This window comes from Natronobacterium texcoconense, from assembly GCF_900104065.1.
GTDB classification, from domain to species: domain Archaea; phylum Halobacteriota; class Halobacteria; order Halobacteriales; family Natrialbaceae; genus Natronobacterium; species Natronobacterium texcoconense.
Genome location: NZ_FNLC01000001.1, coordinates 533716 through 549300 on the forward strand (window position 1 = coordinate 533716; position 15585 = coordinate 549300).

Consider the following 15585-nt stretch of genomic DNA (forward strand, 5'->3'; position numbering starts at 1 on the left):
TGCGCTGTCGATGACTTACAGCAGTCCGTATGATGGCCGCGCCCTCACTCGATTTTGCTGTAATACGGAACGGCAAACTCCGACTACCTGACGGTATCTCCGGGTTATTTTCGGTTGTTTTGCGACTGTTGTCCACACAATCCTTAAGCCGAAACCGTTCGTACGACCCGATATGCACAAAGACGAACTTCTCGAGCTTCACGAAGAACTCGTCGTCATCATGGAGTACTTTTCCGAACGCGACGAGGTCAACGAGGAGCTGTTCGACCCGTACCACCAGCTCGACGTCGACCCGTCGCACGTCCACAAATCCAAGAGCGAACACAAACACGCCGTTTTCGTCCTCGGTAACGCCCTCGCGAAGGGAATGAGCGAAGACGAGTTCTCGAGCGCGGGTCGAATTGGCAAGCGAATGAAAGAACTTGCAGAGGACGCCGAGTCGAAAATCTAGGCGTAACCTATTTGGTTGGGTTACTGCTTGTTAAATTATGGACCCACGCACGCAAGAGCGCGTCGAGCAGTGGGATTCCCGCCCGTTCAGCGGGGGTTACGACGGTCTTTCCGATCTCGCTGACGACGGATTCTCGGGGGCCGTCACGGCGAACGGAACCTGTCTCTTTCTGCTCAACGGTCGCATCATCGGTGCCATCGACGGCGAAATCGAGGACTTCCAGAGCGCGTCCGGGACGCTCTACCAGGCACCTCACCCGTCGGTACCGTTGCTCTGCTCGATGGAGGAACACGATGGCGAAACGCGCGCCAAATACTACACGAACGAGACGTCGATCGAGGAGGTCGACAGGACCCTCAAGCAAGGGTCGTTTACCGGCTACGTCGAACTGAGCGAGAACGTTCTCAGCGGCGACTACTACCTCGTCTACTACGGCGGTCGTCGGATGGCCGCGGCCTACATCGGCAACTCCAAGCGGCTGATCACCGGCGACGAGGCGTACGAACGCGCCGTCGACGAAGTCGGGATCTACACCGTCACGAATGTCGACCTCGAGGTCGTCGACGTTCCAGGAGAGGGGGCAGATCCACCCGTCAGTAGCGACGACTCGTCTACCGGACCGACTGGGACGACTGCAAGCGCCAGCCCGGACGACGCACCGGAATCCAACGTCGCGTCGGGTACGGAACTGGACGACTCGTCCATCGATCCGATCAACGTCTCCGAGGCTGGCCCTGGCAGCGTCGGCGAAGAAACCGAGTTCGAGAGCTTCGACGAACACTCGGTCGGCGAGACCGAGGCGGACAGCGTTGAGGCCACCGACGGGTCGGCTGTGACGCCCGATGTCGAGGACGAGGGATCGGCACCAGCGACCGATACCGGAAGCCCCGGCATGGACGACGGACCGACCACGACGGCCACGGACGTCGACCTCGAGGACGACGACTCGAGTTCCGAGCCAGCGAGTGCCGGCAGCGACGCGGCGTCTACTCCCGAATCGGGGACTGGCATCGATGCCTCGAGTCCCGAACAGCAGTCGACGTCGCTTTCCTCGGGGCCGGACCCTGCCGAGGTCGAGGCAGCCGCCGAACAGCTAGACGAAAGCGACATCACCTGGTCGACCGAGGACGACGAGCCGGACGAACCCGTCGACGAACGGTTCGAAGAAGAAGAGCAGTGGCGAGAGACCCGTAGCATTCCCTCGATCGATCCGGAGAAGACCTCGAGTTCGAATTCGAACGCGAAGTCGGAGTCGTCGTCCCGACAAACGCGTTCGAGCACCACCGATCGAACGAGCGGTGACGCCGGTGCCAGTTCCGGAACGGGCAGTAGAACCCCGGACCGGCAGACGTCACAGCCCGAAACCGGTGCTCGAGATACGACGAGCAACACCACGCAGACCTCGAGTTCGAGTGCGAACGCCGGCCAGTCGGGATCGTCGTCCCAGACGCAGGCCCAGACACAGCAACTCGCCGAACGCGTCGAACGTCTCGAGGAGAAACGCGACGCGCTGGAGACGAAAGCCAACGAACTGGCGTCGGAACGCGATCAGCTTCGTGAGGAAAACCACGAGCTATCGTCGAAGATCGATCGGCTACAGTCACGTATCGAGGAACTCGAGAGCGAACGGCAGGGAGGCGGTGAACGCCAGGAGTCCGCCGTCGAACCGTCTGGAACGCCGATGCAGCCCACACAGGCGCTCTCCGGGACGAACCTTTTCGTCCGATACGAATCGAAGAGCAAACCGACTCTCGAGACGGCCCACGCGGGCGACGCCGGTCGCAGTGACGTCGCGACGAACCTGCAACTCGAGCATCATACGGAGTTCGACGCGAACGAAGTTGCAGTCGACGGCAAGCCCTACGAGACGTTCCTCACCTCGACGATGGCCTACCAGTTCGTCGAGTGGCTCACCGAGCGGGCGCTGTACGAGGTCCGCGATACCGGCAACGCAAACGGGCTCGCCGACCTCTACGATGCGATTCCACGGATCGACCGCGCCGAACTGGACGCGACGATCTCGCTCGCCGACGACGATACCGAGGACGTCCCCGAGTCGGTCACGTTCGACGTCGTCGCGTTCGACAAGCGCGGCAACCCGCTCGTGCTTGCGACGCTGAACGACTCGCGGGACCCGATAACCGAAGAAGAACTCACCGATCTCGAGGAGAAGACCTCCGCGGTCAAGGCTAATTACCCCGATCTCGGGGCCGCGTTCGCGGTGACCTCGAGTTACTTCGAACCTGGCGCACTCGAGGTCACGGAGAAGGCGACGAATAGCGGTTTCCTCAACCGTGGCTCGAAGATGAGCTACGTCAACCTCTCGCGCAAGGAGGGGTACCACCTCTGTCTCGTCGAATCCCGGTCGGAAGGGTTCCACATGAACGTCCCCGAACTGTAGTCGGGTCGTCGTTCAGTTTTCGTCGGCGTCGAACGAACTCCCGGTTCGAGTCGGGTGTTCGTCGTGGAGAGTCGAATTGACGGAGAAAACAAGTAGTCTATCGCAGCCGCTCCGGACGAAACTCGCCGGCGATCGAACGTCTGTCGCAGTTTAGTTCTCGACTTCGGGGACGTCTTCGATCTTCATCCCGTCGAGTTTGTTCATGATGTCGTCGAGTTTGCCGTCGAGTTCGTCGACGAACTCGGCGGTGCGCTCGGTCTTGATCGCGCCCTGGCTGGAAGGCTCGATGAGGTTTTCTTCCTCGAGGACGCGGAGGGAGTAGCGGACCTTGTGGTGGGGGTAGCCGGTCTCGTTCGACATCTTGACGATTCCGATCGGCTCGTTCTCGATAACCATCTTCAGGACCTGCAGATGTCGTTCCAGCATATCGACTTCCTTCTCAAGTCGGTCTATCATGGCATTTGTTAACTTGTCTTTGTCCCCTTTAAAGGTTACTCTCGAAAAACGGGACGACCACTCTCAACTCGAGGGTAGTTCTTGAGTGTAGTTAACGCTTCGGGTTGCAGCCCCTAGCCCGAACGGTCGACTACCTACCTGATCGTGGGGGCGCCGATGCTATTACAGTATCGGCCGACGGCCGTCCGGCGGTTATCGGTCGATGTCGCGCGAAAGCGTCTCCTGTGGTATCCACCGAGAACTATCGGTAGCCGTCAATACCGAAATCTGTTTATCGGCCCGGCAAGAATCCGCCGCTGTTATGACCGTCACAATCGTCGGGTCGCAACTCGGCGACGAAGGCAAGGGTGGCGTCGTCGACCTTTACGGCGACGCTGCCGACGTCGTCGTCCGCTATCAGGGCGGCGACAACGCTGGACACACTGTCGTTTACGATGGTACGAAGTACAAACTCTCTCTGGTTCCCTCGGGTGCGGTCCGGGGGAAAGTCGGCGTTCTCGGGAACGGCTGCGTCGTAAACCCGAGAACGCTGTTCGACGAGATCAACACGCTCCGGGAGAAGGGGCTCGACCCGGACGTCCGCATCGCCGAACGAGCACACGTCATCCTCCCGTTCCACCGCGTTCTCGACGGCATCGAGGAAGACGTCAAGAGCGAATCCGACCAGGAGGTCGGCACGACCGGCCGCGGCATCGGCCCGACCTACGAGGACAAGGCCGGTCGCCGCGGCGTCCGCGTCGGCGACCTGCTCGACCCCGACGTGCTTCGAGAGCGACTCGAGTACGTCGTTCCACAGAAACGCGCGCTCGTCGAGGACGTCTACGACGTCGATATCCACGAACTCGAGGATCCCGACGCGTTCGACGTCGACGCGCTCTTCGAGGAGTTCCGCGACATCGGCGAACGCCTCGAGGAAGAGAACATGACCGTCAACGCCGGCGCGTTCCTCGCCGAGGCGATGGACGACGGGCAGAACGTCATGCTCGAGGGCGCACAGGGGACGATCATCGACATCGACTACGGGAACTATCCGTACGTGACCTCCTCGAACCCGACCGCGGGCGGCGCCGCGACTGGCGCGGGGATCAGCCCGACGGTGATCGGCAACGGCGAGGTCATCGGCATCGTCAAGGCCTACCTGACCCGCGTCGGAAGCGGTCCGCTGCCGACCGAACTCGGCGGCGTCGCCGGCGACACGCCGGGCTACGACGAGGACACCGAGGGACCCAACGAGGAACTCGCGACCTACATCCGCGACGAGGGCGGCGAGTACGGCACCGTCACCGGTCGTCCGCGCCGTGTCGGGTGGCTCGACATGCCGATGCTCCGTCACTCCGCCCGGACGAACGGCTTCACGGGTCTCGCGATCAACCACGTCGACGTCCTTGCCGGACTCGACGAGGTGAAGGTCGGCCACACCTACGAACTCGACGGCGAGGAACTGTACACGATGCCCGCGACGACCGAACAGTGGGCCCGCTGTGAGGCGACGCTGAAGCGCTTCGATGGCTGGCCCGAGGTCGACTGGGAAGAAGTCGCCGAGGAAGGATACGACGCGATCCCCGAAAACGCCCGAACCTACCTCGAGTACGTCAGCGACGAACTCGACGTACCGATCTACGCGGTCGGCGTCGGTCCCGGCCGCGAGGAGACCGTCGTCGTCGAAGACCCCTACGAGTAGGTCTGACTGGACCGATTCCGCCGTCTCTGGGTCTGCCGGAGGCGGGGCGAATATTCCCGAAGCCTTTTGCTGGATGCGGTCAGCCTACGTAATATGAAGGAGTCGTTGCTGGAGATCCTCCGCTGTCCGCTGGACAAACACGAACTCGAACTCGAGGACGCAGAGTACGCTGACGGCGACGAGGTCGTCGACGGGACGCTCGTCTGCGCGGAGTGTGGCGAGCGGTATCCGGTCGACGACGGCATTCCGAACCTGCTGCCACCGGACATGCGCGAAGAAACGCCTGCGTAATCCCGATTCACCGTGCTGTCGAACGAGGTTACCGTCCACGTCAACCGCGGGGAAAGCGACACCCTGGAACTCGAGTCCACACCCACCGGTGACGAACTCGAACTCGAGGTCAGTCGGTCGTTCACGCTGACGCTCCAGGGCCACGAGACGCCGGCACACGTTCACTGCCGGCTCGACGGTGACCTCAGTCGTATCGCATCGATCGATCACCCGAACTACTACGTCGGGCCGGGCGACGTCACGTCGGTCCCGGTCGAGATCGAACCCGACGGCGTCGAAGACCTCGTCGAGGGACAACTCGAGATACTGACCGGCTACGGGTCGGAGTCGGTGACGGTCGACGTCACCGTCACACCCGGTTCGGCCAGGATCGACGTCGACGAGTCGCTCGCGAAGCCGTCGCGAGACGAGTCCGAACCGACGGCCCTCGAGCGACTCTCGTCGGTAACCCGGATCGACCCCGGAACCCTCGCCGTCGCCGCGCTCGGACTGGTTGCGGTCGCTATCGCGACGATGACTGCGGCGACAATCGCCAGCCCAGCCGCGCTGGTCGGACTCGTCGCGGTGGCCGTCGGCGTCGTCGTCGCCGGTCTTCTCCTGATTCAGTAGTCGGCTCGAGTCGTCCCAGCGGTCACTCCGGGACGGTGATCGACGTCCGGGCCTCACACGTCGTCTCCCGTGCCCGTAGCTCCGCGACCACGGTGAACTCGCCGGACTGCGGGTCGGACCACTCGGCCTCGTAGGTCGCCGACTCGTCCGGTGCGAGTCGCTCGGAGCTGACCACCTGGGCGAACATCCGACCGTCCGAGAACCGCCACACCTCACGGCCCTCGTCCTCGACGACGAACTCGGCCTTGGCCGCGTCCGGGAACTGCAGTTCCGCGGCACTCGAGCCGGTGTTCGTGACCGTAAACTCGAACGTCACGGCGTCGTCTATTCCACTCGTCGATACGTCCGCCTCGAGCGTGCCTTCGAGTGCCATAGCGGGCTTTCGACGGTCTCTCGGATAGCTTTTTTCCGGACTCCCTCGAGTCTGTCCGGAATATTCGGTGCGTATCTCGTCGACGTGTACGCTACGAAAGCCCCTGCCGGCGAGCGAAACCGGAGCTTTCGCGATGCTCGAGAGAGCGTTGTTTTCCCGCCGGCATCCGGTCGAGAGCTCGGTATCGTTCGAGAGGGAGTTGGGTTATTAGCACTCGACCGGCTCGACCCACTCCGTCGCTGGTTCTCCGTCGGGGATCCCGAGGAAGGTGACGTGTGCGAACGCGCCGCCTTCGCTGTCCGCCTTGTGGACGTGGCCGGGGTCGATCCACGCGTCGCCCGCCGAGTACGTCCGTGGGACGCAGTCGTCCTCCATCGTGTGCTCGATTTCTCCCTCGACCATGCGGACGATGGACATCCCGGGGTGGCGATGCCACCCGGACTCCGCGCCCTCCTCCCACGTCGCCTCGGCGAGGATGACGGTCGAGGCGTCCTCGAGGTCGACGACGATCGGTTCGTCGGCGTCGTCGTAGGTTACCTCGAACGTCGCGCCCACGCCGTCGGTGAAGGACGCGTGCTCCTGCAGGATTTCGACCTCGAAGCCATCAGGTTCGTCGACCTCGACCCCTTCGTCGTTCTCGCCGTCGTAGTCGTCCTCTTCGTCGTGATCCTCGGCGGCCGCACACCCGCTCAGTGCGAGTGCTCCCGCTGCGCCAGCGCCGGTTTTCAGTACTGTTCTACGTAACACACCGTCGATTGGCTCGCTGTTGCCAGTCATGGTATCACTCGCGGTCGTATCGATTACCCGCGAAAGAAGCTATGAGAACCGGGAAGAGATAGGTATCTGCTGGTATTTCTGCACTCGTTGGTCCCGTTGCAACTACTGACCACAAATTGCCAGAGCTATTCCTTAGCGAACGGTATATGAAAAACGCGCCCGAACCCGAACGCGTGCAACTGGTCGGCTACGAACCGAGTGGTCGGGGTTCGGCGCTGTTGCTCGGCGACGGCGAGTCCGTCGAGCGACGCGACCTCGAGCCAGGCGATACCCTCTCGTACGCCCTGGGGACTCGTCGCTGTGCGGGCACGATCGCCGACGGCGAGCACGTCGCCTGCGATCGATCCGGAACGCCCTACTGCGAGTACCACACGAGCACGTGGGTCTGCGCTCGCTGTACGGGCACGTGCCTGAAAGACGAAATGGACTGCTACGAACCCCACGCAGTCTATATCGCAGCCTTCGCCCCCGACACGTTCAAGGTCGGCGTCACCCGCGAGTGGCGACTCGAGACCCGACTCCGCGAGCAGGGTGCCGACCGCGCCGTCCACCTCTATACCGTCTCGGACGGCCGGATCGCCCGCGAGATCGAGGCCGCGATCGCCCGTGACCTCGTCGACCGAGTCCGAACCGGACCGAAAGTCGCCGCGCTCGCGACCGAGGTCGACGAGGACGCCTGGGAGCGGACGCTCGCGGACCTCGAGGGGTTCGTGGCCGACGCCGACGTCGCGTTCGAGTTCGATCCCGCCGCCGAGGACCTCGAGCGCGGCGTCCGCGAGCGATACGTCTTCGACTACGGAATCGACCTCGAGGCCCAGCCAGTCCAGGAAACGATCGCGAGCGGGACCGTCGTCGGCGTCAAGGGACGGCTGCTCGTCCTCGAGAACGGCGGGACGACCTACGCCGTCGACATGCGCGACCTGGTCGGCTACGAACTCGCGGAGGACGGGGAGACGAATCGCAGCCTCCAGTCGTCGCTCGGCTCCTTTTAACCGGAATACTCGAGTTTTAGATCGCCGGTCTCTCCCCACCCCTCGAGTCGCTCCGGGTCGACGCCGTACTCGATGTCGTGGGAGTCGTCGCGTTCCCACCCGTCGGCAGTAAACTGGTCGTCGACGCGCTCGACCGCCTCGCGATAGTAGTCACCCCGGTGGAGATGGGAGGAACCGAAATCGAGGACGTCGAGGTGGGCGTGGAGGGCGACTCGATCCGCGTCGACCTCCCAGACGTGGACGTGGGGCCACTCGTCGCCCAGTCGAGGTCGACGGAACGAAAGCGAGGGCGCGATCAGTTTCTCGTCGCGTTCGTCCCACGCCCTGGTGGGCGAGTCCGGCAGGAGTCGGGTCCACTCGAGGTCCGACAGGCCGGTGAACTCGTCCTCGACGGCTGCGAGCGCGAGGGTGTCACCGGGAACGCGGACGTGTACGTTGATCGGCATCGAGACGTTCCACTCACCTTCGGACATCTTGTACACGCACTTCGGGTACTCGGTCTCGAACCCCGTCTCGACGACTGCGTCCGTCGTCTCCCCGCTGACGGTCGTCGCCGTCCCCGAAAGCGCGACCGTCGTTCCGATTCCTGCGATTGCCTGCCGTCTGGTCAGTTCTCGTGCCATCGTCGCCGGTCTCCTCGATTGGCGGGGATTCGACTGAAGCGTTCGGCCTGTGTATCCAGGGGAGACTCGAGGTCGCTGCCGAATCAGCGGCTCTCACCGACTACGGCGTCACCGACGTCCGCCGTCCGCTCGGCGACGTCGACCAGCGAAAACCAGGTGTTGAGCGCTGCACGCAACGCCACGGGGTCGTCCGCGTCGATCTCGAGTCGGACGGTCGATCCCGTTCGGTCGAGTGTGGTTCGGGATCGGTCGTCGTCGATCTCGCCGATCTCACGGGCGATGCTTTCGGCGACGAGACGCGCACGGGCGGTCGAGTCGTACTCGAACTCGGCGGTCGCGTCGTGAGAAGACACGCTATCTGACGTCGACTTCCTTGACGTCGCGGCTGCGTTCTTTCAGGAGTACGCGGTGTCCGCAGTACGGACAGCGGACGCCACCGTACTCGTCGAGCTGGACGTCGCGTTTGCAGCGAGAGCACTTGTAGCTCATGCGTATAGAGGTGGAGAGACGGTTATTCGTCGTCGTCTTCGGTCAGTGCGGCGCGGATCGAGCGCTTTACGGTACGGCCGGCGGGGGTCTCGGGGCGGTAGGCACCGCCGGTGAAGACCTCGCCGGTCTCCTCGTTCTTCCAGATACCGGTGCCGACGCGGGTGACGTCGTCACCGTCGACCTGAGCGTTCTGCATGTCGTCTTCGATCTCGCTGACGCGACGTCGAGCGACGCGGCCGTAGCGTGCACCGAAGCGGCCCGCGCTACCGACGGTTCCTTTTTCGGACATAGTAGGGATAGCTATCCCCAGCGGATTATTAAACCTGTTGAGTCGCGCCGCTCTATGAGGCCCGCTTTGCGACCGGGCCGACGAGCAACTCCCTGAAGACGAGCGCGAGCGCGGCGAGGTAGCCCGCCGGGGCGAGCGGTGCAGCGAGCAACCCCGTCGCGACGCCGGTCGTCGCGATCAGTGACCGAAGTACGAGTCCACTCACGGCGAGCAACGGAATCGCGGCCAGAACGACATCCGGTCGCTCGAGCATTGTAATTACATCTAATTAGCGTTTGGCGGAAAAGGAGCGGACAACCAGCAGAGAGTGTCTCTTCCACGAGGTCGTGATATCCATCGGCGGCGACCGCTCGGAGTTCGTGGACGCCGACGGCTCTCGGCCGATCGACGGAATCGTCGCCGTCCGCCAGCCATTCGTTATCGAAAACGTCTGGTGGAAACAAACGAAAGTCGTGGTAATAGGTAACACGATATTAAGGTTCGTCTCCCGGTACGTCCACCATGCGGCGCCGGAGCTATCTCGCCGCTGGGGGGAGTCTGGTGGCGGGGCTTTCGGGAAGCGTGGAAGCGATCGAGCACGAACTCTCGAGACGGGTCCGCGGCGTCCTGGCCTCGCAGGACGGAAGCGAAATCGCGGTTCGAATTCTCGAGACGAACGCACCGGTCCGCGGAGGATCGTTGCTCGAAGTACCGATCGAGATCGAAAACAGGGGCGACGAACCGGCGAGACCGGAGGTCCACCTCGAGTACGACGGCGAACACCGGTGGACGGTCGAGACGCCCGTCGAGGCCGGGGAGACCGAGACGCTCGAGTACATCAGTTTTCGAACGTACCCGATGGAGTCGGACGGCGAGGCAACCGTGCGGGTCGAGGCGAACGGAAGCGTCGACGAGCGTGTCGTCGAGATACTCGCCGTCGGGGAACTGGATCCCGACCGGACCAGACCGGATCGGGAACTCTCGGTCCAGCCCGACACGTCGCTGCTGTTCGAGGTCGAAGGCGTCGGGGAGTACGACGGCCGAACGCAGTGGTTCGTCGACGGCGAGCATGCGGGGCAGTCGATGGGTCCCTGGTACAGCGCCTACTACGACCACCAGGGAGCCGACTTCTGGCAGACAACGCTCGAGGAGACGGGCACTCGAGCGGTCACGGCAGCCGTCGGCGACGACGATCGCAGTCGGGCGACGTGGACCGTCGACGTGACGGAAGGCGGCGTCGCGGCACCGACGATCGAGGCCGTTCGGCCGGAAGAAGAACCGCTCGAGGTAACCGAGAACGAGTCGATCGAACTGGAACTGGACGTCGCCCATCCCGACGGCGCGCTCGACCGCGTCGTCTGGTGGCTCGGGCACGCTGACGTCGTCCTCGAGATCACGTCGGTGAACGGGGCCGACGATACGGCGACGCTCGACCTCGAGCGGTACTGTCATGGCTGTCCGATCGTCGTCTGGGTGGTCGGCGAGAACGGGACCGTCACCTCGGAGAGCCCGTGGGTGATCGACGAGATCGGCGACGCTCCTGACGCGGAGCCGCAGGTGGCGATCACGGGAACGAACGACCCCGTCGACGCCGGGGAGGTCCTCGAGGTGAGCGCCGAACTCGAGAACCCGACCGACGACGAGGTGACCCGGGACGTGGAGCTGATCGTCGGCCACGATCCGGAACTGGTCGACAGTCAGTCGGTGACCGTCGGTCCCGACGAGACCGAGTCGTTCGATCTCGAGTTCGAGACGGCCGAGGTACGGCGCACCCAGACGTTCCCCGTCCGCGTCGAGACCGAGGAGAGCGCGGACGAGTGGACGGTGACGGTGATCGGCACTGAAGACGTCGGGCCGGACGTGACGATTCTCGAGACGAATTCGCCGGTCCGGACCGGCGAGTTCCTCGAGGTGACGGCCGAAGTGGAGAACCCCCACGATTCGGCGTTCTCGCGGGAGATACAGCTCGTGGTCGGCCACGATCCCGACGTAGTCGAGACGAGAGGGCTGACGCTCGAGCCGGGCGAGACCGAGACGGTGACGATGGGCTACGAGACGGCGGTCGTCGAGCGCGACCAGGAGTTCCCGGTGCGCGTCGAGACGAAGGGGGACGCCGACGAGGTCCCGATCTTCGTCTACGTCGACGAGCCACCGGTTCTGGTGTCGATCCTCGAGACGAACGATCCCGTCGTCACTGCCGACGTTCTCGAGGTGATCGCCGAACTCGAGAACGTCGGCGACGCCGAGGCGAGTCAGGACGTCGACCTCGTCGTCGGTCACGACCCCCAGCGGGTCGACTCCGCCGCCGCGACCCTCGGCCCCGACGAGAGCGAGACGGTCGCCCTCGAGTTCGAGACGGCACTCGTCCGGCACACGCAGACGTTCCCCGCGCGAGTGAAAGGAGAGACCGACGCCGACGTTCGAGACGTCGAGGTGATCGGCACCGACGACCTCGACGTCGCAGTGACGATCACGGAGACGAACGATCCGGTCGACGCAGGGGAGTTTCTCGAGGTGATCGCCGAGGTCGAGAACGAAGGCGAGACTGCCGTCGAGCAGGAGTTCGAACTCGTCGTCGGCCACGATCCGACGGTCGAGGACAGCGCCGTCGTTCGGCTCGAGCCCGACGAACGCGAGACGATCGAACTCGGCTTCGAGACGGCGGTCGTCGAGAGCGATCAGGAGTTCCCGGTCCGAGTCGAGAGCGCGGCTGCTGCAGACGAACGGACGGTAACGGTCCGTGGCACGGGAGACGACGAGGAGGTCGAGTTCGATTTCCTCGACTGTACGACGGCCGAGGTCTCGGGCGCGTTCGAAGAGGGTGACGACCTGACCGTCGAGACGCTGTTCGTCGACTCCGCGGGACCGGGCAACGCCCACTTCTCCGTCGCGTTCGGCGACGAACTCGAGGCGCCGTTCTCGGGGACGGTTCGGTTCCAGGTCGCCAACGTGCTGGAGACCACGGTCGTCGCGGAAACAGACGACGAAATCGTCGTCGAGCTACCCGACGAGGGGTTCGGCTCGACGATCCACCTCGTCGCCGTCAACTGGACCAGTCCGGACGAGATCGGCGAGAGCAACCCCGAGGACTGCGTCGACGAGCGCCGGCCCGAGCGACCGACGATCGCGCTCGAGGAGGTCGCCCTCGTCGCCGGCGACGGGGAGTACGGAACCCACGCCGTCACCTTCGGTTACGAGAACCCCAACGACCTCCCGCTTGCCGGCGGCGAGTTCGTCTCGGGGACGACTCCCGACGAACCGGCCGTCCTCGAGCCCGGCACGGACTCGTTCACCGTCGAGTGGACGCCCGAATCGGCCGACGAACGGCTCGTCTGGGAGGTCGACCTCGAGGACTACCTCTACGACGAGGTGCTCCGGGCCGAGACGGAGCCGGCCGAGGAGTACGCGCCCGCCGAACCCGCGTTCTTCGAGGTGACGATCCTTCAGGCGCCGGACGTCGTCGAGGTCGGCGATCCGATCGAGGTGACCGCCGAGATCGAAAACGTCGGCGACGATCCCGGAGAACGGCTCGTCGAGTTGACCCTCGAGGGACGAGGGACCGTCGACGCGACGTGGTTGTCGCTCGAGGGAGGCACCGCCGAGACCGTCGTGCTGTCGTACCCTGCGACGCCGGCGGACGCGGGCGACCGGTCCGCGACGGTGAGTACAGACGACGACGCCGACTCGGTGCAGGTGACAGTGGAAGAGCTCGACCTGCCGGAGGATCCGGTAGAAGAGGACGATGCAGTGGTAGAAGAGGAGACGGAGACGGACGATCCACCCGAGGAGACGGCCGACGAGCAACCGCCGGACCCACCGGACGACCCTGCCGACGAAGCGGCGGACGAACCGCCGGCCGACGCCGGGGACGAAGACGTTCCAGCGGGAGAAGGCGACGAAGGCGGAAACGGAACCGGAGACGAAAACGAAGACGAAACGACGGGTGACGGGTAGCCGGTAGCGAAACCCTCGGCGCGAGTCGTCCGCCCACCCCGGGAACTGCCGGTTGCTCGAGCCCGGTACTACTGGAACTCGGCCTCCTCGAGCACGTCGTTCAGATCCTCCCGAATCCGCTCGCCCATTTCGCGGTCTCGAGCGGTCGTCACGATGCGGTTCTCCTGAACGCTCGAGCCGTTACGAATGAGCATGCGAACGTTGCCACCGTCGTCGGCACGGGTGACTTTCGCCCGCAGGCCCGACTGGGAGCCCTTGCCGCCGGCGTCGATGGGGCCGGGAATGACTTTCTTGACGTGTGGGTGGCCGGCGACGGTCTGGATGGCACGCATCCCGGTTCGGCCGCCGATCAGCGTCGAGTGGCTGCCGCCGATTTTCTCGGCCGGCGGCGTTTCGACGACTTCCAGGGCGCGGTTTCCGCGCCGGTCGCGGACGGCCTGGACTGGATCGTCGTCGTCGACGCGATAGAACGGATGGTGGACGTCCTCGCGGACCGCACGGATCACGATCCGTTTACCGCCTGCGTAGACCTCGTCCGGTCGTTTGCGCCGGATCTCGTCCCCGATCAGTCCCGCGAAGTTCCGGAGTTCGATAGGCTCGTTCTCGCCGTCCTCGGGCGTCGTCGTGATCGTCGTCTGCCCGAGGATCGGTTCCTGTCGGTCCTCGTCGCCGAGCATCGTCAGTGTCGCCCGCTCGCGGCCCGCCTCGAGAACGACGGCCTCCGTGTTGGCCTCCCGGCAGACGAGACAGAAGTCGCCGGGTTTCTCGAGCGGCGACGCACAGTGGCGACACTCCATACTCGCGGTTTCGTCCGCGCGTGTAAAATGGACGCGTTTTGCTCGCGGGGATCAGGCGGAGACGATCTCCTCGATGACGTTCCGGACCGGGTCGGTGTCGACGACCTCGTAGGGAGCCACGAGCGGCGAGATCGAGAGTCTGTCCTCGAGGAGTGCGTGGCGGTCCGTATCCGGCGGGTCCGGAATGTCGCGGTTGGCCATCTGCTGCCAGAGGCGGTTGGTCAGCCGGAACTGGCCGTCTTCCATGGTGGCGTCCATCTCGTAGACTTCCGTCGGCCGGGTTATTTCGACGCTCTCGATCGGTCGGTCGGGACGGGGAACGTTGACGTTGAGGTAGTCGATCCGGTCGAAGAGGCCGGTTTCGGGAGCGCCTTCGACGATCGAGGCGGTGATCTCCGCCGCTCGCTCGAAGTCCGCTGGTGAGATATCGTCGCCTTCGCCCTCGTAGCCGAGCGTGTCCATCGAGACGGCGATCGAGGGGACGTCGAGGAAGGCCGCCTCCATCGCGGCGCTGACGGTTCCCGAGCGCGAGAGGACGTACGCGCCGAGGTTCGCCCCCGCATTACAGCCCGAAACGAGTACGTCGGGTTCGGGCTCTATGGCGTTGACGCCGACGATGGCACAGTCACAGGGCGTGCCGTCGACTGCATAGCCGAGTTCGTGGTCGGTGTGGGGAACCGGGCTGGTGAACGCCTCTTCCGAGAAGTCCACCGTCAGTTCGTCTATCGTCGTATCGTCCGTGCTCGTCCGGCCGTAGGAGAGGGCACGTCCGACCGCACTCCGGTTCCGGTTGGGAGCGACGACGGTAACCGACCCGACCGCCGAGAGTGCGTCGTACAGCGCTCGGATACCCGGCGCGTCGATTCCGTCGTCGTTCGTCAGCACGATCTCCGGCGCTCGATTCATGTCCCCTCCTTCGGATTCGGGGGAGATATGCGTGTCCGTCCGCCGACGGTGAGGCCGTCCCGAACGCTCAAGACTCGCCGACCCGAACACGTGATAGATGCACCGCCGTGCGCTCCTCTCGCTCGTCCCTGCCGCGCTGATTCCGGGGGCCGGCTGTCTCGAGTATCTCGACGAGGACGAGGAGATCACCGAACCCGGCGACGTCGAAATCGTCTGGGACGACCTCGTCCGGGATAATCCGGGGACCGAGGACGAGCGGGTCGCCGTCTGGGGCGTCGTGCGGAACGTCGGCGATCGGACGCTGAGCTACATCGAAGTTCGGGCGACGTTTTTCGACGCCGAGAGCGATGAACTCGAGAGCGTCATCGAGAACGTCGACGAAGACGTGACCTCCGGCGAGGAGTGGGCCTTCGAGGTGGAGTTTCCCCACTTCGGCGAACGGGCTGCCGACGTCGAACGGTACGAACTCGAGCCGGCGACCGGCGTCTGAGGACTGTCGTCGCTGGCTGTCGGCGAC

18 protein-coding genes are annotated in these 15585 nt (G+C 64.4%); 8 read left to right on the plus strand and 10 right to left on the minus strand.

Going from position 1 to position 15585, the window contains the following annotated elements:
* The first annotated feature begins 172 nt into the window (after nt 1–172).
* Both BLR35_RS02815 and BLR35_RS02820 read left to right on the plus strand, forming a co-directional pair.
* Nucleotides 173–451 (plus strand): UPF0058 family protein, encoded by a 279-nt coding sequence (locus BLR35_RS02815; RefSeq protein ID WP_090377051.1) that lies wholly within the window; start codon nt 173–175, stop codon nt 449–451.
* A 37-nt stretch (nt 452–488) separates the two neighbouring features.
* Nucleotides 489–2852: a DUF7527 domain-containing protein gene (locus BLR35_RS02820; protein ID WP_090377054.1), complete on the plus strand. Its 2364-nt coding sequence runs from the start codon at nt 489–491 to the stop codon at nt 2850–2852.
* A gap of 150 nt (nt 2853–3002) precedes the next feature.
* Here BLR35_RS02820 and BLR35_RS02825 read toward each other — a convergent pair whose 3' ends face one another.
* Nucleotides 3003–3308: a hypothetical protein gene (locus BLR35_RS02825; RefSeq protein ID WP_090377059.1), complete on the minus strand. Its 306-nt coding sequence runs from the start codon at nt 3306–3308 to the stop codon at nt 3003–3005.
* 301 nt (nt 3309–3609) lie between these two features.
* Between BLR35_RS02825 and BLR35_RS02830 the strand changes: the two genes are divergently transcribed.
* The 3 genes from BLR35_RS02830 to BLR35_RS02840 all read left to right on the plus strand — a co-directional run bounded on the left by BLR35_RS02830 (nt 3610) and on the right by BLR35_RS02840 (nt 5889).
* A complete protein-coding gene (locus BLR35_RS02830; RefSeq protein WP_090377063.1) occupies nt 3610–4989 on the plus strand; it encodes an adenylosuccinate synthase in 1380 nt (459 codons plus the stop codon).
* Nucleotides 4990–5082: 93 nt separating this feature from the next.
* Nucleotides 5083–5280, plus strand: a complete 198-nt coding sequence (locus BLR35_RS02835; protein ID WP_090377066.1) for a methytransferase partner Trm112 — start codon at nt 5083–5085, stop codon at nt 5278–5280.
* A gap of 12 nt (nt 5281–5292) precedes the next feature.
* A complete protein-coding gene (locus BLR35_RS02840; RefSeq protein ID WP_090377069.1) occupies nt 5293–5889 on the plus strand; it encodes a DUF7524 family protein in 597 nt (198 codons plus the stop codon).
* A gap of 22 nt (nt 5890–5911) precedes the next feature.
* Here BLR35_RS02840 and BLR35_RS02845 read toward each other — a convergent pair whose 3' ends face one another.
* Together BLR35_RS02845 and BLR35_RS02850 are read right to left on the minus strand one after the other, a co-directional pair.
* Entirely contained in the window at nt 5912–6262 is a 351-nt protein-coding gene (locus tag BLR35_RS02845; protein WP_090377073.1) for a BsuPI-related putative proteinase inhibitor, read from the minus strand.
* A gap of 207 nt (nt 6263–6469) precedes the next feature.
* Nucleotides 6470–7039 carry a cupin domain-containing protein gene (locus BLR35_RS02850; RefSeq protein WP_090377076.1) on the minus strand — a complete coding sequence of 190 codons (570 nt, stop codon included), beginning with the start codon at nt 7037–7039 and terminating at the stop codon, nt 6470–6472.
* Between the two features lie 173 nt (nt 7040–7212).
* Between BLR35_RS02850 and BLR35_RS02855 the strand changes: the two genes are divergently transcribed.
* Nucleotides 7213–8031: a DUF2797 domain-containing protein gene (locus BLR35_RS02855; protein WP_170830983.1), complete on the plus strand. Its 819-nt coding sequence runs from the start codon at nt 7213–7215 to the stop codon at nt 8029–8031.
* Here BLR35_RS02855 and BLR35_RS02860 read toward each other — a convergent pair.
* From BLR35_RS02860 to BLR35_RS02880, 5 genes are all read right to left on the minus strand, one after another.
* Nucleotides 8028–8654 carry a hypothetical protein gene (locus tag BLR35_RS02860; protein ID WP_090377083.1) on the minus strand — a complete coding sequence of 209 codons (627 nt, stop codon included), beginning with the start codon at nt 8652–8654 and terminating at the stop codon, nt 8028–8030. The genes BLR35_RS02855 and BLR35_RS02860 overlap by 4 nt on opposite strands.
* Before the next feature lie 83 nt (nt 8655–8737).
* Nucleotides 8738–9007: a KEOPS complex subunit Pcc1 gene (locus BLR35_RS02865; protein WP_090377086.1), complete on the minus strand. Its 270-nt coding sequence runs from the start codon at nt 9005–9007 to the stop codon at nt 8738–8740.
* A 1-nt stretch (nt 9008) separates the two neighbouring features.
* A complete protein-coding gene (locus BLR35_RS02870; RefSeq protein ID WP_005581305.1) occupies nt 9009–9143 on the minus strand; it encodes a DNA-directed RNA polymerase subunit P in 135 nt (44 codons plus the stop codon).
* Between the two features lie 22 nt (nt 9144–9165).
* Nucleotides 9166–9432: an eL43 family ribosomal protein gene (locus BLR35_RS02875; RefSeq protein ID WP_090377090.1), complete on the minus strand. Its 267-nt coding sequence runs from the start codon at nt 9430–9432 to the stop codon at nt 9166–9168.
* Nucleotides 9433–9484: 52 nt separating this feature from the next.
* On the minus strand, nt 9485–9685 hold the full coding sequence (locus BLR35_RS02880) for a hypothetical protein (RefSeq protein WP_090377094.1): 201 nt from the start codon (nt 9683–9685) through the stop codon (nt 9485–9487).
* A gap of 248 nt (nt 9686–9933) precedes the next feature.
* Between BLR35_RS02880 and BLR35_RS02885 the strand changes: the two genes are divergently transcribed.
* A complete protein-coding gene (locus tag BLR35_RS02885; protein ID WP_090377097.1) occupies nt 9934–13365 on the plus strand; it encodes a COG1361 family protein in 3432 nt (1143 codons plus the stop codon).
* 68 nt (nt 13366–13433) lie between these two features.
* Here BLR35_RS02885 and BLR35_RS02890 read toward each other — a convergent pair whose 3' ends face one another.
* Both BLR35_RS02890 and surE read right to left on the minus strand, forming a co-directional pair.
* On the minus strand, nt 13434–14162 hold the full coding sequence (locus BLR35_RS02890) for a DUF2103 domain-containing protein (protein WP_090377099.1): 729 nt from the start codon (nt 14160–14162) through the stop codon (nt 13434–13436).
* A gap of 51 nt (nt 14163–14213) precedes the next feature.
* Nucleotides 14214–15068, minus strand: a complete 855-nt coding sequence (surE, locus tag BLR35_RS02895; protein ID WP_090377101.1) for a 5'/3'-nucleotidase SurE — start codon at nt 15066–15068, stop codon at nt 14214–14216.
* A gap of 97 nt (nt 15069–15165) precedes the next feature.
* On the opposite strand from surE, the gene BLR35_RS02900 reads away from it, so the two are divergent.
* Nucleotides 15166–15558 carry an FxLYD domain-containing protein gene (locus BLR35_RS02900; RefSeq protein ID WP_090377106.1) on the plus strand — a complete coding sequence of 131 codons (393 nt, stop codon included), beginning with the start codon at nt 15166–15168 and terminating at the stop codon, nt 15556–15558.
* The last annotated feature ends 27 nt before the right edge of the window (nt 15559–15585 follow it).